The organism is Paenibacillus sp. Soil750, from assembly GCF_001428045.1.
GTDB classification, from domain to species: Bacteria; Bacillota; Bacilli; order Paenibacillales; family NBRC-103111; genus Paenibacillus_E; species Paenibacillus_E allorhizoplanae.
Window position 1 is genome coordinate 321,014 of sequence record NZ_LMSD01000040.1, and the last position, 18,643, is coordinate 339,656.

Sequence of the window (18,643 nt, forward strand, 5' to 3'; positions counted from 1 at the left end):
ACGGTTACCCTCCATAGATCGTCACTTGACGAACGGCTCTGCTGTATAATAGGGCGCCAAGCACCCATAATCCGACAGCCCATAGGAACTGCTCGCCAATGGCTTGCCACAGCACACTTCCATTCATTTGCTCTAAATAAATCATGGAAGGGACATACACAATCCCCTTGAATGGGAGCACCTCACATATGGTATTGAGCCAACCTGGCAAAAAAGCAAACGGCACTAACGCACCTGAAAACAAATTCGTCAGCGCTGCTCGTGCTAATGATATGCCGTATAAACTATCCGTATAGAAGCAGCATAGCGCAAACAAATAAACGACTCCGAATTTGATCACAACCGCTCCCAACATACTGATGATAAAATACACCCATGTTAGCGCATGTGTCGGCAGCTGAATGCCTTCAAATACGATGGCCAGCCCGACCATCAAGACAACGGTCAAACCACCTTCAATAATGCTCGTTCCGATCGTCTCGGCAAAACGAGCTTTCTGAAAATCGAGCGGTTTAAGTAAGTCGATCGCCACCTCACCGCTCCGAATACGACCTCCAATTTTCCCCTCCGAGTAAAAGGAGAGTAAAGAGTTAGACAAATAGGCGATAAATAAATATGTTTTCATCTGTTCCCATGTAAAATTAACAAACACTGGTTTCCCTTGATAGATCGCTTCCCACAAGTAAAACATGGCAATGATGAAAAACATCCCGCCTAACATATTAATCAAGAAAGACATCCGATACGCGACGGCAGCTTGCATGGCCAACTTGGCGAGTGTGATGTATTTTCTCATCGGTTATAAGCCCCCATGAGTTCTTGACTCAACTCCAGTTCTCCGTCATATAGCTTGCGAATCACCTGTTCAATTTTCGGTTCATCGATGCGAAAATCGATGATTTCGCCATGCTGCATGACGAGTGCGAGAATCTCGCCCGCTGTAAATCGCAGCCGATCGAAACGAATGGACAGTTGTCGTCCTTGTTGTTCCTCGAGGATCATTTCCGGGTGCTGCCGGATGATATGACCGAGCTGAGGAGCCTCCTCTTTCAATTGCACGTGAAACGTCCGCTCGCGCGCAAATGAATCTTTCACCGCCTGAAGCGACCCGTCATAGAGGATCCTTCCGTGATCAATAATGATAAGCCTGCGACAAATATCCTCGATATCTTCAAGATCATGCGTCGTTAACACGATGGTTGTCCCTTGTTCCTTATTTAACTCCTTGATGAATTGACGGATTTTCACTTTTACCGAAATATCCAGTCCAATCGTGGGCTCATCAAGATAAATAATTTTCGGATTATGCAGCAGGGCTGCCGCTAAATCGGCTCGCATTCGTTGCCCCAACGATAACTTGCGTGTGGGAAGATTCAGAAATTCAGCCAAACCAAGCATTTCTGTAAACCGATCCATATTTCGTTTGTAAACGTCAGACGGAATTTCATAAATATCTTTGATTAAGGAGAACGATTCAATGATTGGGATGTCGTACCAAAGCTGGGAGCGTTGACCGAATACAGCCCCTATCGTTTTGGCGTTGCGCTTGCGCTGCTGGTACGGGACTAGCCCATCGACAACAATGCTTCCCGTGGTGGGCGTAAGAATGCCTGTCAGCATTTTAATTGTGGTCGACTTCCCTGCCCCGTTCGGTCCTACATAGGCCACTGCCTCCCCTTCCTCGATCGAGAAGCTGATACGGTCAACAGCCAGTTTCTCGCGATAGGACTGGGTGAATAAATGCTTAACAGCACCGGCCAATCCTGGACTTTTGACAGCTTGGCGAAAGTTTTTGGTTAGTTCCTCTACTTGAATAAGTTTCATTACGCTCCCCCAGAACTCTTTTAAAATTGTATGACTAAGCTTACATCTATTGTAAACGCATTCAATCCGGTTGGTGAAACTTAATGATCTTCACTTTACTCATTCTACTTCAGCCATTTAATTCCTCTATTTGGAAAAATGGACAAGAAATAAGCCTGTGAATGAAGATCATTCACAGGCCTTTCTATTATCCCGCCACAACGTTATCCCCTGTGGATTGTTTGATTTGTTTGCTTCGCAATTGTCCACAAGCGGCATCAATGTCCGTCCCGTGCTCCAATCGCACACTGCATGAGATGCCTTGCTTCTTGAGCGTATCGTAGAAAGCGCGCACCGATTCGCGCTCACTCCGTTGATACTGGCTGTGCTCATCCACCGGATTGTACGGAATCAAGTTCACATTCGCCAGCTGGCGGATATGCTGAATTAGCTCAGCCAGTTGAAGCGCATGTTCTCTGCCATCGTTCACGTCTTTGAGCAAAATATACTCAAGCGTAATACGGCGATTCGTCTTCTCCAAATAGTACTCAATCGCTTCCATCAACGTCTCGATCGGAATCGCTTTGTTGATTTTCATGATGCGTGTACGAAGCTCATTCGTTGGCGCATGCAAGGAAATTGCTAGATTCACTTTCAAATCCGAGTCTGCAAACTCTTTAATTTTAGGCGCAAGACCGCTGGTGGATACTGTTATGTGTCTAGCAGCAATATCCAAACCTTTCTGATCCTTTACGACGCGGATAAAATCAACCATATTCACGAAATTGTCGAACGGTTCGCCAATCCCCATCACCACAATATGGCTAACGCGTTCAGCTTTGCCCATAGTATCCAAATGAAATTGGACCTTCATAATTTGTTCCACGATTTCCGCGGCGGACAAATCACGGCTCTTGGCTAACAAGCCACTGGCACAGAAGCTGCAGCCAATGTTACAACCCACTTGCGTCGTCACACAGACGGATAACCCGAATTTATGACGCATCAACACAGTTTCGATCAAATTGCCGTCCGATAACTTGAACAGGAATTTCATTGTGCCGTCCGCCGATTCCTGCCGCGTGTGCTCATTCAAGGTATGAATAGCAAAATGCTCGCTTAAGGTGGCCAAGCAATCCTCTTTCACATCCGTCATTTCCGCGAACGAAGCGACCCGCTTGCGATACAGCCAGTCCCATACTTGCAGGGCGCGCGACTTTTTGTAGCCTTTTTCGGCCAGCCAAGCGACCAATTGATCAAAAGTTAATCCATATATGGATGAAAGTTTCATTCCGTTATCCTCTTTTCAAGACTATCACATGCAGTCCAGTTCTTCTAAGCAGCCGAAGCGTACCATCTCAATCTCTCTAGTTAGTATTGTGCCAAAAATCCTCCCTGAACACAAGGGAAGCCTATCATTTCCACAAAGAAAAGGCACCTCCCGATCCGGGGGCACCTCTATCACAGGCTCATCTGAGCTAATCAAGCACTCGTTACTGCTACTTTACGTTCCTCTTTCGCCACGACTTCATCATCCGATACCAAGCCATAAGGGATACAGAGCGGCACGCCGGCACGTTTATCCACGATGACATCGGCATGAATAGCGAACACATCGAGCAGCATTTGCGGTGTTACAATATCCATCGGTGCGCCTTCATAGACGACATTCCCTGATTTAATCGCGATCAAATGGTCCGCATAACGCGTCGCATGATTCAAATCATGCACAACCATGACGATTGTCGTATTGTGACGCTCGTTGATCTCTTTCAACAGGCAGAGAACCTCAAGCTGATGCGCCATATCCAAATAAGTCGTTGGCTCATCCAAGAACAGCATATCGGTCTGCTGCGCTAACGCCATTGCGATCCATACCCGTTGGCGTTGACCACCCGATAGATGATCGATCGGACGATCCTTGAACGCTGTCATCCCTGTCACTTCGAATGCCCAGTTGATGATCTCACGATCGGCGTTGGACATCTTCTGGAAACCGCGCTGATGCGGGAAACGACCATATCCTACGAGTTCTTCAGCTGTAATACCTTCCGGAGCAGATGGCGACTGCGGTAGAATCGCTAATTTCTTCGCGATTTCCTTCGTCGATTGATGATGAATGGAATGACCGTCTAGGAAAACGGTCCCTTCTGTTGGCTTCAACAGTCGCGACATAGCTTTCAAAATCGTTGATTTCCCCGAGCCATTAGCACCGACTAATGCGGTGATCTTGCCCGTTGGAATCTCGATGCTTAGATCATTGATGATTTTCAATTTATCGTAAGAAACATGTAATTGTTCGGTATATATTCTCGTTGCTATTGCCATGAGGAACATCCCCTTTTCCAATATGTATATAGGGCCCAATGATTCTATAATTTCTCTCCATCAACTAAAAATGATAATCATTATCAATGAAATTGTCAAGGCTTTTCATACAAAAATAGGATGCCTGAAGGCATCCTACTTCTTCCACCTGTTATGAGACTTAAACTTTAAACCGAGCCACAGCCAATTGCAGCTCATTCGACATTCCGTTTAATTCATTAGCCGTCCTGGCAACTTCCGAAATCGTCGCTAATTGGTGCTCCGTTGCAGCCGCAACAGCCTGTGTAAGCTCCGTTGTCATGCGAGTTAGCTCCGCCATTTCCACGATTCCGGCTAGTACCTCTTCTGAGCTCGCTGACATTTGCTCCGATACAGCAGATACATCGGTCATCTGATCGACGACCTCCTGCACCGTGCCAGAAAGATCCTTGAATGTACCGTCCGTTTGTTCAACGACAGCCTGCATAGCCTCCACTTCCCCAAGGCCGCGATCCATCGCGATAACAGCGGCTCCTGTCTCGTGTTGGACACGCTCCACGAGCTCAGCAATACGCTCTGTCGCCAGTCGAGATTGATCCGCAAGCTTGCGGATTTCCGTGGAAACGACTACGAAGCCCTTGCCGTGCTCGCCAGCTCTCACTGCCTCAATAGAGGCATTCAGTGCTAGCAAATTGGTTTGTCTCGTCACTTGCGTAATGAGGACTGTGATCTCGCCGATTTCCTCGGACATCGACTTCAAGCTCTGAATCGCTTGTACCGCCTGTTGGACGGAGCGCAGGGCCTCCGTTATTTGCAGCATGCTCTGCCCCATCCGCGCGTTGCCTTCGCTCGTATGAGCGCGTGCATGGCCTGAAATGTCCGTGGCATGCCCTGCTGATTCCGCTACGCGTTGAATCCCAACAGCCATCTCATTCATGGCATGACTGCTTTCCTCTGTGCCTTGACGCTGCTGCTCCGAATGTGAAGCAAGCTGTCCCATCATCTCCGAGACAGACGCGGTAGATTGGCTCGTCTGCTCAGCACCCGTTTGCAGCGATTCCGAAGCCGCCGAAACTTGTTGCGCTGCTTGCGCAATCTGAACAATGAGTCCACGTAGGTTCCCGACCATGTCTTTCAAATGATTGCCTAATACACCCAATTCATCACTGCTTTTGCTTTTGACTAGCGATGCATCCGATAAATCCCCTGCTGCAGCCGACTGTGCCAGCTTCATTAATGGGGTAATCTGGCGCAGATACAATCGTACAATGAAGACGATGAAAAGTGTCCCGATCACAATGGCGATTAACCCCGTCCATATCGATTGGAGCGTATATTTATTCATCTGTGCCTGCAGAACGCCATAATCGAAATCTAATCCAACGAAAGCAACAAGTTTGCCGTCCTTATCTCGAATCGTACTTACCGCGCTCACCCAAGTTCCTAATGAATCTTGGTAGACACCCGTGATACCGAAACCTGTTTTCTCAGCTTCCTTAAGTGCCTCAAGCAACTCAGGAACTGGTGCATATGGATCTGCTGGCTTCTCATCCACATATAACTCCGCATTGGATAGCAAGTTCAGAAGAGCTGGCTCTCCCTCCAATGTTGTCCATTCTGGGTAAAATAAGTAGGCGTTTTCGACCAAATCCCCTTTAGAAACACGGTCCATATCCTCCTGTACGTTCATAACAGCAGGTTCATACTTATAAGCTTCTTTATTTTTCTTTAATTCTTCCTTTGATTTCTCAATATAATCTATCTTCTGCATGAGGGGAGCATGGAAAATCCCTTCAAGTGCGACCAAGTTATCTGACATTTGCTGCCTATGCTGTTGATAGGAAACGAAGGTAAGCAACACGCAAAGTACAATATAGCAGGCGGCTGTCCAAGCTGAAATTTTGAAAGAGAGTGATCGAAAGAACCTTACAGATGTTTGCTTGCCTTGTGATTTAGCTTGTGACATGATTAACAAAAACACCTCCAGAATTGTACAGCATAGCGGTTTGGTACACCTAGGTCATATAGGTCATACAGGCTAGTCTTCTAGATTTCGACAAAGTTTTTAGAAACCCTTCCCAATATTATTTAGAATTTGTTGTAGTTCTTAAGGAGGATGGCAGTTTGGCTAGGATAAAAGCATTGATCTTGGATTTTGACGGCACGATTCTGGATACGGAGACAGCTTGGTATGAAGCGTTCAGGGAAGCTTATCTCGAGCATGAGGTGGAGCTGACTTTGGACATGTACGGAAAGTGCATTGGAACATCCTCGCATGTCTTCGATCCCTATGAATATTTGATCACGGAGCTGAAGATTCCGTTGGATCGGGAGTCATTTCGGCAAGGCGTGCATGATCGACATACCCAGAAGATGGCGCATGAAGGTATTCGCCCGGGAATACTTGATTATTTAGAGACGGCCAAAGGATTAGGCCTGCGCATTGGTTTAGCCTCCAGCTCCCGGCGAGCTTGGGTCGATACGTATTTAGCTCAGTTGGGAATCGGCGATTATTTCGAAACGATTCGCACCGCTGAAGATGTCGCTTTGGTGAAGCCACATCCCGAGCTGTATGAGCTTGCGTTGAAAGACCTTGGCGTACAGCCGGATGAAGCGATTGCGATTGAGGATTCACCTAACGGTGCTCGCGCGGCAGCGGCCGCTGGCATGCATTACATCGTGGTGCCTAACCCGGTCACGAACCTCCTGTCTTTTGACGGGGAGCCGCGTACAGTGGGGACTTTGGCGGAACTATCGCTGCAAGCTTTGCTGGAGGCGGTCGAGGGTGGCAGGTGATTTAGTAAACATAAAAAGCACATGTTGACGGCTTCCTCTTTTTAAATGATAATGATTCTCATAATCATGTATTGTTAAAAAGGAGCTGAGCTTCGTGCTTATTCAACAAAGAACCATTATTGTACAACCTGGTAATAGCGACAAAGTCGTTGAACGCTTTAGCAAGGAAGGTCCGTTGGACGGTATGGAAGGGCTAATCGATGTGACCGTTATGGTCAACAAACGGAGCAAAGAGTCTGAAGAGGTCGTCGTTTTCATTCGTTGGGAATCCGAGCAGGCGTGGAAAAACTGGGAGAAAAGCCCCGAGCATCTGGCGGGCCACCGTAACAGTAAAGGGCAGGAACGTCCTGAATACGTTATTTCGTCAAATGTAAGCATGTTTGATGTGAAGAAAGTGCGGCCCGGCCAGTTCGGGAAATAAAAAGGTGGCGCGGGGAGATCCTGCGCTGCTTTTTTTGTTGGTTGGCAGGGGCACTCGCGGCAGCGCGGTACAGAAGCACAATGCCCCAAACATTGCATTGCCGCCTACCTACCCGTCCGTCAATAGCGGACACTTTTGCTCGCACGCTTACAGAGATTAGATGGAAAAAGTACAGCTAAATCAGCTGATTCCGCGGTAAAAATACGATTAACTGGATTTCCTACAGCTAATTCTAGCGTTTTGAACTCATCCAGCTCGAAAGCGCCAAATTAGCTACATGTTTTCCAGTTAAATCGTGTCTCGGCGAAATAATGGCAGGATTAGCTGTAGTTTTTCCAGTTAATCATTGCCGCGGGGGCTGCTTGAGGAAACGTTGGGGGCTGGGACGTTGACATTCGACACTGGTGCTGACTAAGTATGCGTCCGATTCAATGAATTGAGTAGCTGAATTTATTGGTGTTATGTGGTGCGTGTTAGATGTTTGGCGTCAGCAATGCTGCTACTTCACACCATGCAGAGCGTCCAAAGCAGCCTGCTCGTCTGCTACGAAGAAGAATTGCTTACCATGATTGCATTCGTAGATGAAATCGCGGAGGCTTTTGCTGTCGTATTGATCGAATTCGCCGATAACGGCCATTTTCATATGATAGTTCGTGTATTTCTGGAGAACATCGCCTGCGAGTTTCGTTTTGAGCTCAAAGAAATCCTCCGTCAAATTCCACTGATTAATAATAAACTTATCGCAACCTGTCAGGTATTGGACGGATGCCATCAAATCTAACGCATCTTGCACGTTGCTGATGAGAATGTCCGTGCTCTCCACGATGGCTACCTGAGAATCGCCCTTCTGATTGATCGTTGTATTCATGTCATTTCTACCTCTTTCTCCATAAGTTCGTCGACTAGGACATCTTCGTCCCGTTTATTCAGCACATTTTCCTCTAGAACAACGAATTTATCTCCATATTCTTTGATGATATGCGTTTCTCCCCAATTGCAGAGCGAATCCAAAATCGGTTTCAGGCTTGCACCATACTCGCTGAGCGCATACTCCACTTTAGGCGGCACTTGATTGTACACGATCCGATCCACGATCCCATCGTCTTCGAGCTCTCTAAGCTGTTGTGTCAGCATTTTCTGAGTAATTCTAGGCATCAATCGCTTGAGGTCACTCGTTCTCCGTTTACCATGGGTCAAATGGCAGAGAATGACGCATTTCCACTTCCCGCCGATCACTTCCAGCGTGGCTTCTACAGAGATGTTGTACAGCTTTTTTGCCATCTGATGATTTCCCTCCTTCCATTCTATAGGCACTGAAAAGTACCTACCGTACTAAAAAGTACGTACTGGTCAATCCGACTATTATGTCTGATAATAGCACTTACCGGCCGGGACATACAAGTTTGGAGTGATAGCTATGAAACAAGAAACCAAAGGAAATACACTAGCGCTGCTTGCCCTCGCGGTTAGCGCCTTCGCCATTGGCACAACCGAGTTTATCAGTGTCGGACTGCTTCCGCTCATTGCTGAAGACCTTCATATATCCATCACAGGTGCAGGGTTAACTGTTACGTTATATGCGTTAGGGGTTACTTTAGGGGCCCCTATCTTAACTTCACTAACCTCAACTGTTTCGCGCAAAACACTGCTGCTCTGGATCATGCTCGTGTTTATCGCAGGCAACCTAATGGCTGCCACGGCAAGTGGCATCGTCGTTCTGTTGGTCGCTCGCGTCATCTCTTCGCTGGCGCACGGTATCTTCATGTCGATCGGCTCAACCATCGCCGCTGATCTCGTTCCCGAGAACCGCAGAGCCAGCGCGATTGCGCTCATGTTCTCGGGGCTTACCGTCGCCACCGTGACCGGTGTGCCGATCGGTACTTACCTCGGCCAGCAGCTAGGCTGGCGTGCTGCGTTCTTCGCCATTGTCGCGGTTGGCGTGGTGGCTCTGATCGCAAACCTGATCTTGGTGTCTTCCGATTTGCGCAAAGGCATTCGGACACCGCTTGGTACACAGCTGAAGCTGGTCACCAACGGGCGACTGCTGCTCGCCTTCTCCATTACAGCCTTAGGCTACGGCGGCACATTCGTGGTGTTCACGTATTTATCTCCACTGTTACATGAGATTACTGGGTTTGCAGAACATACAGTTGCGTTAATACTACTCCTGTATGGGGTTGCGATCGCGATCGGCAATATCATTGGAGGTCGCGCCGCGAACCGTAATGCAAGCAAAGCCTTGCTCATTATGTTCCTATTACAATCCCTCGTGCTGTTTCTCTTTATGTTCACAGCACCATTTAAAGCCGCTGGCTTAATCACCATCTTTTTCATGGGATTACTGGCATTCATGAACGTACCTGGCTTACAAATTTATGTTGTTCAGCTCGCTGAGCGGTTCGCCCCAGAGGCCAAAGATGTCGCATCTGCCTTCAATATTGCGGCTTTCAACGCCGGCATTGCCGGGGGAGCATTCCTCGGTGGCATCATTACCGATTCCATCGGTCTTATTCATACAACTTGGGTAGGTGGAGTAATGGTTTTCGGTGCCGTACTACTTACCTTCTGGAGCCGCAAACTTGAAAAATCAGATCAAACGGAACAATTACAACCAGCCATTTTAGGAGGAATACCACAATGACAAATCAAACAAACCATCTACAAAACACAATAAATAACAACCTTCAAGCTGAAACTACACTTCATAACGGCGTAACTATGCCCTGGCTAGGGCTTGGCGTATTTAAAGTAGAGGACGGCCCAGAGGTCGTGCAAGCCGTGAAAGCAGCCATAAAAATAGGCTATCGCAGCATCGATACCGCGGCCATTTATGGCAATGAAAGCAGCGTAGGACAAGGGATTCGCGAAGGTATGGCCGAGCATGGTCTAACAAGAGATCAACTTTTCGTAACTTCAAAAGTGTGGAATGCCGATCTCGGCTATGAGTCCACGATTGCTGCCTATGAAGCGAGCTTGGAGAAGCTGGGCTTGGACTATCTCGATTTGTACCTCATTCATTGGCCTGTTCAAGGCAAATACGTAGAAGCGTGGCGAGCGCTTGAGACACTCTATCAAGAGGGCCGCGTCAAAGCGATTGGCGTGAGCAACTTCCAAATTCATCATTTGGAGGATGTAATGGGCACTGGGACGATTAAACCGATGGTCAACCAAGTGGAGCTTCATCCTCTTTTAGCCCAAACGGACATACACGACTTTTGCAAGGAGCATGGCATTCAGTTAGAAGCGTGGTCCCCGCTGATGCAAGGTCAGCTTTTAGATAACCCTACGGTGAAATCATTGGCTGAACGCCACGGCAAATCCATTGCTCAAGTCATCCTGCGGTGGGATTTGCAGCGCGGTATTGTCACCATTCCCAAATCGACCAAAGAACATCGCATCTTGGAAAATGGTTCGATCTTCGATTTCGAGCTCACGAACGAGGACATGGCGGCAATCAATAGCATGAATCAGAATCTGCGTGTCGGCCCGGATCCGGACAATTTTGATTTTTAATCCATGTAGGATGATGAAGATTTCACGAAACATGGCAAGTCCTCGCTCCTTTCTTCGGAAAGTGATTGAGGGCTTTTTTGCTAGGAATAATTTCCCTCTAATTGGTAAAAGTTACTTGTAACTACTGCTGGGAGGCTGCTTAACGATATGAGCAAAGACAAGATTGATCCAACTAATGTAGAAGATCAAACGAATATGACTTTAACGAACCGCCAAGGCCATCCGATTTCGGATAACCAGAACATCCGCACAATAGGCAATCGCGGGCCGTCGACGCTCGAAAATTATCATTACATCGAGAAGATTTCTCATTTTGATCGGGAGCGTATTCCAGAGCGGGTGGTGCATGCGCGCGGCGCGGGGGCTCATGGGTATTTCGAAGCGTATGGAACCGTCGGCGACGAGCCGGTCTCTACATATACGCGGGCTAAGCTTTTTCAGGAGAAGGGGAAGCGTACCCCTGTTTTTGTGCGGTTTTCGACCGTTGTACACGGCACGTACTCGCCAGAAACGTTACGGGATCCGCGCGGCTTCGCGACGAAATTTTATACGGAAGATGGCAACTGGGACTTAGTCGGCAATAATTTAAAAATCTTTTTCATCCGCGATCCGTTGAAATTCCCTGATATGGTGCACGCGTTCAAGCCGGACCCGGTCACGAACCTGCAGAACCCGGAGAAAATGTTCGATTTCGTGTCGAATACGCCAGAAGCGACGCATATGATCACCTTCCTCTTCTCGCCATGGGGCATTCCAGCCAACTATCGGCAGATGCAGGGGTCGGGCGTCAATACGTACAAGTGGGTGAACCAGAACGGCGATGCGGTGCTCGTGAAATACCATTGGGAGCCGCTGAAGCAAGGGATGAAGAACCTGAAGCAGTCCGAGGCCGAGGCGATTCAAGGTAAAAATATTAGCCATGCCACGCAGGATTTATACGAAGCGATTGCGCGTGGCGATTATCCAGAGTGGGAATTGTGCGTGCAGATTCTCAGCGACGACGAGCACCCTGAGCTCGATTTCGATCCGTTAGACCCAACGAAGTTGTGGGATCATGAGAAGATTCCTTTCCGGAAAGTGGGCAAAATGGTGCTGGATCGCAATCCGGAGAACTATTTTGCTGAGGTAGAGCAGGCCGCTTTCGGGACGGGTGTACTCGTCGATGGCCTTGATTTCTCGGACGATAAGCTGCTGCAGGGTCGGACGTTCTCCTACTCAGATACCCAGCGGTATCGCGTAGGAACGAATTATTTGCAGCTGCCGATCAATGCGCCGAAGGCGCCAGTTGCCACGAACCAGCGGGATGGGCAGATGACGTTGATGGTGGACAAGGCCCCTGGCCAAAATCCACATGTGAATTACGAGCCCTCTTCGCTCGGCGGATTACAGGAAGCGGCGCCTTCGGGCAAGGAGCATCAGCCGATGTATAATGATCGGCTAGTTCGCGAGAAGATAAGCCGCACGAATGATTTTGGGCAGGCGGGCGATACGTACCGCAAGTTCGAGGATTGGGAGCGCGATGAGTTGATCGCGAATCTGGTCGATGCTTTGAAGATCTGTAAGCCTGTGATACAGGCGAACATGATCAGTTATTTCGAGCAGGCTGATCCGGATTACGGACGGCGTGTGTCTGAGGGGCTCGCTCAAGCGAAGGTTGAGCTGGAGCACTTGGGTTCAGCCGCTGCAAAGGCTGGGGCTGAATTAGCGGAGAACGCTGGGCAGCGGACGGACGGGTATTAGGGATTGAAGGAAAGGCACCCTGTAGGGGTGCCTTTTTTTTGGGTTTGGAGGCAGCATCCACGTGAAGGGTGCGCCGACTTGTGATAGAAACGGAACGTGGCACCCAGTAGTTGGCCCCCTACCGAGCCCGCTGCTCCTGCATCATTTCCTTATACCACTGCAAGGTATGCTTGATGGCTTCCACATGCGGAGTCGTCGTTTGCGGGCCAAAAGCAGCCTCAAATTTGCTGTGATCCAGGATGAAGGGATGCTCGAACTCGTATAATACTTCCTTGAGCTCCCTCAGCATGGGATGGAAAAGACCGATCATCGTCACCATCGGACGGGATAATGTACTTATTTTACTTGTGGAGCCTAGCTCATCGAAAATCAGTTCGAGCAATTCCCGGGTTGTGTGTGTTTTCGCGCTTGGTATGTGCCAGACTTCTCCCAAAGCGCGATCCTCTTGTGCGAGTGTTACGAGTCCTCTGGCAAAGTCATCAATATACGTATAGGTATGTGGCATATCCAGATTACCCAGCAGACTAACGGGCTTACCGCCCAAAGCGAATCCAAAAACGCGCTCCCCCAGTGAGGACTGCTTAACCCCAGGCCCATAGAAATCCGATGCGCGGCCAATCGCCACGCGGACCTTCCCCGATTGATGCGCAAGCAACAATTCCTCCGCCATCTGGGCGCGTGTTAGCCCTTTTTTGCCAGTAGCTAGGTCCGGTAGGTTCTCTGTCAGAGGCTGATTTGCTTGGCCATACATATACAGGTTGTCACCGTAGATCAGCTTCGCACCTGCAGCAGCAGCACCTGCCATAATCCCTCCGGTAAGGCCGGGGAATTGGGTCGGCCAGTTCGTGTAGCCCGGATGAGCACAGTGATAGACCACAGCAGCATCCTTGCACAGCGCTACTGCATCAACAAGTCGGGACGCATCCCCTTTGGCCACTTCCACCGCTGCCGCCTCGGACAATCTGCCGCTGCGATTCACCATGCGTATACGCTCGACCCCACGCCGCTTTAATTCCCGCATAACCGCCATCCCGAGCGACCCCGTTCCAACAATTACATGCACTTGATTACTCATTCATCATGCCCCCTCGTCTTCGATACCCTAACGATATTGTCTACCGTAACGGGAGAGTCAAGAGACATTCAGAAAATAGTTGGCAGCCTATTGGGAAATAGGTACTTGAAGCTCTACAACTACATTGTTGTAATCGTGAAGATGATTTTCTCTTCCGAATAGGTGCAGCTCGCGTACCGGACCGGTTTGTGCATAGCCATTTGCCCCGAGCCATGTAAAAAGTGCCAGAATTCCCTCTCCAACACCCATGAAAGGCCCTTTGTAAATCAGGCTTGCTACCATGGGCTCAGCTGGAATTTCATATACGGTGATGGGGCTAGTTGGGTGTAGGCGGGCTAATGAATCAAAACTAAACCCCACTTCAATGTCGAAATTCTCCTCAATAAACTCCGTCATATGATACAGAACGTACTCTTGCTGCATATGCCCGATCAATGCCTGATCCCCCAGCCCTTCTTCGAGCTCCTCGAACATCTGACAGCGGTAGACGGGCATATCCTGTACGCGAGGTACGATTCGGCGAAGCCCGGCCATAAAGAGTGCTGGCACCTGCTTAATCCCAACCTCATACGCTGGCTTCTCACCCAATCGTTCTAGTTGATGCAATCTAGACTCAATGCGCGCCATTTGTTGGGCAGCTTCCTCTATCTGATTCGCTAGCTCCGCTTTCTTCTTATGCATCATTTGCTTCATGTCGTCCATTGTGAGTGCTTGATCGATCATCGTCGCGATCTCATCTAACGAAAACCCCGTCTCCTTCAGCACCAAGATATGATGAATTCGAATGAGCTGTTCATAGGTGTAATACCGATAGCTAGTCACGGTGTCGATATATGCAGGCTTTAGCAATCCGCGCTCATCGTAATGGCGCAGGGTACGTATGGTCACCTGTGCGATTTTGGAAAAGAGTCCGATTCTAATGAAATTCGACATCGTCATCCACCTTTCAAATCCGTGTCCTTATATATCTCCATTATACGGATTTCATTGGGAATAAGGTGAACAAGTTCCAGCTTGCCCCCTCCGGACATATCATTTTAAGCAAATTCTCAGTCCACCTTCAGCGTTTCCTCAATTTGGCATGCCATAATCGCCTGTGGGCTTCCTACACTTTCAAATTGAAGCTAGAAAGGAGGCTGAGATCAACATGTCGATTTCCATTGCGTCAACCACATCTAGCAGCAGCTCGTATTCTTTCACCTCCAGCTCAACGGATACAGTCGCTCTTGAGAAACAAAAGGCCAAACTGCAAGCCGAACTAACGAAGGAACAGCAGAGTAAAGACGACCAGAAGACGAAGGAGCGCAAGGTGCGGCTCATCCAGCAACAAATCCAACAGATTGATCAGCGGATCGCACAAACGAGCTCGAAATCCAGCAGCAACGGCAGCTCTAGCCAGCAGGAATCTGGCGCTAGGAACCCGAACATCTCTAGCGGTCCAAACAGCGCTGCAAGCAAGAAAATGAACACGAATCCCAACGGTACGTTGGATATTCTGATTTAGGCCATTACATGAGAACAAGGGACTGTACTTTGACAAGTACGTCCCTTTTTGTATACAGCAGCATCCTTGGGCCGAACATAAGGTTAACTGTATTTTTATACAGCTAATTCCAACGCTATTTCGTCTTTCAGTAAAATAACTGGAAATTCTCCATCTAATTTCAAGAATTTGAGAGAAAATTGGCGGAAACGGATGATTTAACTGTATATTTTCCATTCAATTGTCGATTTCGGAAGAATTCGCAAGATTTAACTGGATAATTTCCATTTAATCGGGTGCGGGCGAAGAGTGAGCGGTGGCTGCGAACAGTAAGCTGTAAATCACGTGAAGTGTGATTTCCTAGGCACACATAAGCTTCGCTTACCCAAACATAAAGAGGCACCCCGAGGGTGCCTCTTCTTTTACGCGAGAATCGCTTTCTTCGCAGACTCTAGCGCTCCAATTACCTTGTCGCACCACACATCGAATTCCGGATCTTCCTTCTGCAGCTCAGGATTAGCCAAAATATGAGCGATCGTCCGTTTCATCCCTTGATCAAATCGCGTTGTAGCCACGAATTCGGGCACAAGCCGCTTCAACTTCGCGTTGTCGAAAACAACGGAGTTCGCTTTATCCCCAAGTAAGCCTCCACGGTAGTCCTGTGCACTGCAAGCGTCAAGGAACTCAGACGACACATGCACCGCGTGAAGCTTCACACCTAGCCCATCCGCGATGGCTTCGTAAATCTGATTCCACGTCAATGTCTCATCAGAAGTGATATGAACAGATTCCCCAATGGCATGAAGATTGCCCATGAGACCAATGAATCCTTTGGCAAAATCACTGTTGTGTGTCATCGTCCATAACGAGGTCCCATCTCCGTGGATGATCACTGGCTTGTTTTCCAGCATACGCTTGGCCACCTGCCAGCTCCCTTTCGTCCCATGGACGCCAAGTGGAATTGAGCGCTCATCATACGTATGACTCGGTCTAATAATTGTTATCGGAAAGCCTTGTTCCCTGTACTGCTTCACTAAGTACTCTTCACAGGCAATTTTATTTCTGGAGTAAGCCCATAAGGGGTTAGATAATGGCGTTCCTTCCGTGATCCGGTAATCAGATAAAGGTGTCTGATATGCGGAAGCCGAGCTGATGAAGATGAATTGTTTCGTTTTGCCTTGAAAAAGACGGTAATCCCGCTCCAGCTGAGACGGCTCGAACGCGATAAAATCCGCGACAACATCAAACGATAAGTCCGCGATCAGCTTCGCCACGCGCTCCTCGTCGTTAATGTCCGCCTGCAGGATGCGTGCACCTTCTGGCAAGTCCGCATTGCGCGTGCCTCGATTCAACAAATATAGCTCACAACCTGCGGCTAGCAGTTGTTTCGTAATCGCCGAGCTGATGGTGCCCGTGCCGCCAATAAATAGTGCCTTCATGATTTCGCCTCCATTATCCCCATTTTGATGTATGTATTACGCCTGATTCGTCAGAACTGTGTCTGTCAGCTGCTTATACTTCACATACCAGCTATTCCACATATCCTTACGTGAGGCAATCGTTCTACCCTCTAGCAACGCCTCTATGACATCTAGACACACGTGCCACCCAGCCAAATCTCTTGGCGTGTGCTCCGTTATTTGATGTAAGTACTCACTGAACACGAGACGACATCCACCGTGTGGCTCCACATGAAGTTCGAAACGAACACGATCCTCATCCCACGTAAACGCCAACACCTGATCTTGGCAAAGCTCCAGAATGTCCATAGGAATGACTGTCCCGTTAGGCATGTTGAACTTTATCACTCCGCCTTCACGGAGCTCGCCCACCTCTAACTCGGGAAACCACTGCGTGAGCTTGTCATTTTCCGTCAACCATGACCATACTTCCTTCACATCATGCTGCCAATGACGCTCATAACGAGCCAAATATCCACCTTGGGCGGGTTGCAGAGCAGCTATCATACGACGCCTCCTCCATTTTGTCCTTTTACAAGTACATCCAATTGTCCTAGCTTCATCTTACCTGTAGGTGCGGGTTTAAATCAAGAAATAACCAAAAAAGCCGAGGTTAGGGCCCCGGCCTTTCTGTTCATGCTTTTATGCTTTTTTCGCGGACCATAGGGACTCGATTTCTTCGAGTGATCTGCCCTTCGTTTCAGGCACAACTCGCATCGTGAAGACGAACGTCACCAAGGAGAGGATGCCGAAGATCCAGAAGGTTATCGCTGGACCTGCAGAGCTAAGCAGTGGAGGGAACGTCTGCGAGACCACATAATCTGCGATCCACAGTGCCATCGAAGCGATGGCCGTTGCTTTGCCGCGAATACGATTCGGGAAAATTTCGGACATGATCACCCAGACAACAGGCCCTAAGGACACCGCGAAGGAAGCTACGTAAAGTAGGATAAAGACGAGTACAAGATTCCCTGATGTGTGACCCGTGTGGAAAGCAATGCCAATCACCGCTAAGCAGATCGTCATGGAAGCAGAACCGACCAGCAGCAGCACCTTCCGGCCCACTTTATCAATGAGCCAAATAGCAAGGATTGTGAAGAGGAAATTGATTAATCCAACTAAAATCGTCTGCGTCAGCGCAGCATTCGTGCCTGTGCCGGTTTGTTTGAAAATCTCTGGCGCATAATACATAACGGCGTTGATGCCCGTCACTTGCTGGAGAATGGCCAAACCCACACCGACGATTAATGCAAGCCGCAGCGCTGGGCTGAACAGTTGGCGAATGGAGCCATTTTCTTGTTTAAAAGATTCCTTGATCTCCATCACTTCTTTTTTTGCCAGTTCTTCCCCATGAATGCGAAGCAGGATCGGAAGTGACTCCGCTGCTCTTCCTTGCTTGATTAACCATCTCGGGCTTTCGGGTACGAAGAAAAGTAGAACTAAGAACACTAAGCCAGGAAATGCTCCAAAGCCGAACATCCAACGCCAGCCCGTCGCAATATTCCAGGCTTCATCCGAATGATTCGCAATGCTGGTATTGATGAAATAGACGAGGAAAATCCCCGTCACTGTAGCAAATTGATTCAATGCCACAAGTCGGCCGCGATATTTCGCAGGTGCAATCTCCGCGTTATACAGCGGGCAAAGCGTTGAGGTGATCCCAATGCCGAGTCCGCCAATGATACGCGCAATAATATACCCTGTGAACGTATCCGGGATCGCAGATCCAATAGAGCCAATAATGAATAATAGCGCCGCTGCAATGAGCACCTTTTTCCGACCGAAACGATCACTCAGGACACCAGATGCTGCTGCACCCACGATGCACCCAATAATTAAGCTGGAAACCGCCCAGCCTACCTCCACTTCGCTTAGCGTAAAGCGTTCTTTCATGAAACCAACTGCTCCCGATACAACAGCCGTATCGAACCCGAACAGAAGCCCGCCGAGCGCAGCAACGATGGACACAAGCGTGACGAATTTTATGCTAACTTGTTGACTTGAATTGTCTATATGTGCACTCATAATGATGGTCCCTTCTGACA

General features: G+C 48.6%; 18 protein-coding genes. 6 read left to right on the forward strand and 12 right to left on the reverse strand.

From position 1 onward, the window contains the following. Positions 1 to 4: 4 nt before the first annotated feature. From ASL11_RS28825 to ASL11_RS28845, 5 genes are all read right to left on the reverse strand, one after another. Positions 5 to 796: an ABC transporter permease gene (locus tag ASL11_RS28825; RefSeq protein ID WP_056622422.1), complete on the reverse strand. Its 792-nt coding sequence runs from the start codon at positions 794 to 796 to the stop codon at positions 5 to 7. Further along, complete coding sequence (locus ASL11_RS28830) at positions 793 to 1,824, reverse strand: ABC transporter ATP-binding protein (protein ID WP_056622424.1); 1,032 nt, start codon at positions 1,822 to 1,824, stop codon at positions 793 to 795. The genes ASL11_RS28825 and ASL11_RS28830 overlap by 4 nt, the downstream gene beginning before the upstream one ends. A 187-nt stretch (positions 1,825 to 2,011) precedes the next feature. Beyond that, positions 2,012 to 3,094, reverse strand: coding sequence for a 23S rRNA (adenine(2503)-C(2))-methyltransferase RlmN (gene rlmN / locus ASL11_RS28835; RefSeq protein WP_056622426.1), 1,083 nt, complete (start codon positions 3,092 to 3,094; stop codon positions 2,012 to 2,014). A gap of 191 nt (positions 3,095 to 3,285) precedes the next feature. Further along, positions 3,286 to 4,131, reverse strand: a complete 846-nt coding sequence (locus ASL11_RS28840; RefSeq protein WP_056622428.1) for an ABC transporter ATP-binding protein — start codon at positions 4,129 to 4,131, stop codon at positions 3,286 to 3,288. 160 nt (positions 4,132 to 4,291) lie between these two features. After that, positions 4,292 to 6,076 (reverse strand): methyl-accepting chemotaxis protein, encoded by a 1,785-nt coding sequence (locus ASL11_RS28845; protein WP_056622430.1) that lies wholly within the window; start codon positions 6,074 to 6,076, stop codon positions 4,292 to 4,294. A 158-nt stretch (positions 6,077 to 6,234) separates the two neighbouring features. Between ASL11_RS28845 and ASL11_RS28850 the strand changes: the two genes are divergently transcribed. Further along, entirely contained in the window at positions 6,235 to 6,906 is a 672-nt protein-coding gene (locus tag ASL11_RS28850; protein ID WP_056622432.1) for an HAD family hydrolase, read from the forward strand. A gap of 94 nt (positions 6,907 to 7,000) precedes the next feature. Then, entirely contained in the window at positions 7,001 to 7,327 is a 327-nt protein-coding gene (locus ASL11_RS28855; protein ID WP_056622434.1) for an antibiotic biosynthesis monooxygenase, read from the forward strand. A 499-nt stretch (positions 7,328 to 7,826) separates the two neighbouring features. On the opposite strand, the gene ASL11_RS28860 is transcribed toward ASL11_RS28855, so the two are convergent. Together ASL11_RS28860 and ASL11_RS28865 are read right to left on the reverse strand one after the other, a co-directional pair. Next, positions 7,827 to 8,195, reverse strand: a complete 369-nt coding sequence (locus ASL11_RS28860) for a DUF4180 domain-containing protein (protein ID WP_056622436.1) — start codon at positions 8,193 to 8,195, stop codon at positions 7,827 to 7,829. Then, positions 8,192 to 8,608, reverse strand: a complete 417-nt coding sequence (locus ASL11_RS28865) for a winged helix-turn-helix transcriptional regulator (RefSeq protein WP_056622438.1) — start codon at positions 8,606 to 8,608, stop codon at positions 8,192 to 8,194. Before ASL11_RS28865 ends, ASL11_RS28860 begins: the two co-directional genes overlap by 4 nt. 136 nt (positions 8,609 to 8,744) lie before the next feature. Between ASL11_RS28865 and ASL11_RS28870 the strand changes: the two genes are divergently transcribed. The 3 genes from ASL11_RS28870 to ASL11_RS28880 all read left to right on the forward strand — a co-directional run bounded on the left by ASL11_RS28870 (position 8,745) and on the right by ASL11_RS28880 (position 12,580). After that, on the forward strand, positions 8,745 to 9,968 hold the full coding sequence (locus ASL11_RS28870) for an MFS transporter (RefSeq protein ID WP_056622440.1): 1,224 nt from the start codon (positions 8,745 to 8,747) through the stop codon (positions 9,966 to 9,968). A 29-nt stretch (positions 9,969 to 9,997) separates the two neighbouring features. Continuing rightward, positions 9,998 to 10,840, forward strand: coding sequence for an aldo/keto reductase (locus ASL11_RS28875; protein ID WP_157257094.1), 843 nt, complete (start codon positions 9,998 to 10,000; stop codon positions 10,838 to 10,840). 147 nt (positions 10,841 to 10,987) lie between these two features. Next, positions 10,988 to 12,580, forward strand: coding sequence for a catalase (locus tag ASL11_RS28880; RefSeq protein ID WP_056622444.1), 1,593 nt, complete (start codon positions 10,988 to 10,990; stop codon positions 12,578 to 12,580). A gap of 118 nt (positions 12,581 to 12,698) precedes the next feature. Here ASL11_RS28880 and ASL11_RS28885 read toward each other — a convergent pair whose 3' ends face one another. Together ASL11_RS28885 and ASL11_RS28890 are read right to left on the reverse strand one after the other, a co-directional pair. After that, positions 12,699 to 13,655: an NAD-dependent epimerase/dehydratase family protein gene (locus ASL11_RS28885; protein ID WP_056622446.1), complete on the reverse strand. Its 957-nt coding sequence runs from the start codon at positions 13,653 to 13,655 to the stop codon at positions 12,699 to 12,701. An 87-nt stretch (positions 13,656 to 13,742) separates the two neighbouring features. Beyond that, complete coding sequence (locus tag ASL11_RS28890) at positions 13,743 to 14,588, reverse strand: MerR family transcriptional regulator (protein ID WP_056622448.1); 846 nt, start codon at positions 14,586 to 14,588, stop codon at positions 13,743 to 13,745. A 214-nt stretch (positions 14,589 to 14,802) separates the two neighbouring features. Here ASL11_RS28890 and ASL11_RS28895 point away from each other — a divergent pair, with 214 nt between their 5' ends. Beyond that, complete coding sequence (locus ASL11_RS28895) at positions 14,803 to 15,159, forward strand: FlxA-like family protein (protein ID WP_056622450.1); 357 nt, start codon at positions 14,803 to 14,805, stop codon at positions 15,157 to 15,159. A 401-nt stretch (positions 15,160 to 15,560) separates the two neighbouring features. On the opposite strand, the gene ASL11_RS28900 is transcribed toward ASL11_RS28895, so the two are convergent. The 3 genes from ASL11_RS28900 to ASL11_RS28910 form a co-directional block, all read right to left on the reverse strand. Next, the gene (locus ASL11_RS28900) at positions 15,561 to 16,577 is read right to left on the reverse strand and encodes an SDR family oxidoreductase (RefSeq protein ID WP_056622452.1); all 1,017 of its coding nucleotides are present in this window, start codon (positions 16,575 to 16,577) and stop codon (positions 15,561 to 15,563) included. A gap of 36 nt (positions 16,578 to 16,613) precedes the next feature. Beyond that, positions 16,614 to 17,105, reverse strand: a complete 492-nt coding sequence (locus ASL11_RS28905) for an SRPBCC family protein (RefSeq protein WP_056622454.1) — start codon at positions 17,103 to 17,105, stop codon at positions 16,614 to 16,616. A gap of 135 nt (positions 17,106 to 17,240) precedes the next feature. Further along, positions 17,241 to 18,623 (reverse strand): sugar porter family MFS transporter, encoded by a 1,383-nt coding sequence (locus tag ASL11_RS28910; protein ID WP_082595922.1) that lies wholly within the window; start codon positions 18,621 to 18,623, stop codon positions 17,241 to 17,243. Positions 18,624 to 18,643: the final 20 nt, after the last annotated feature.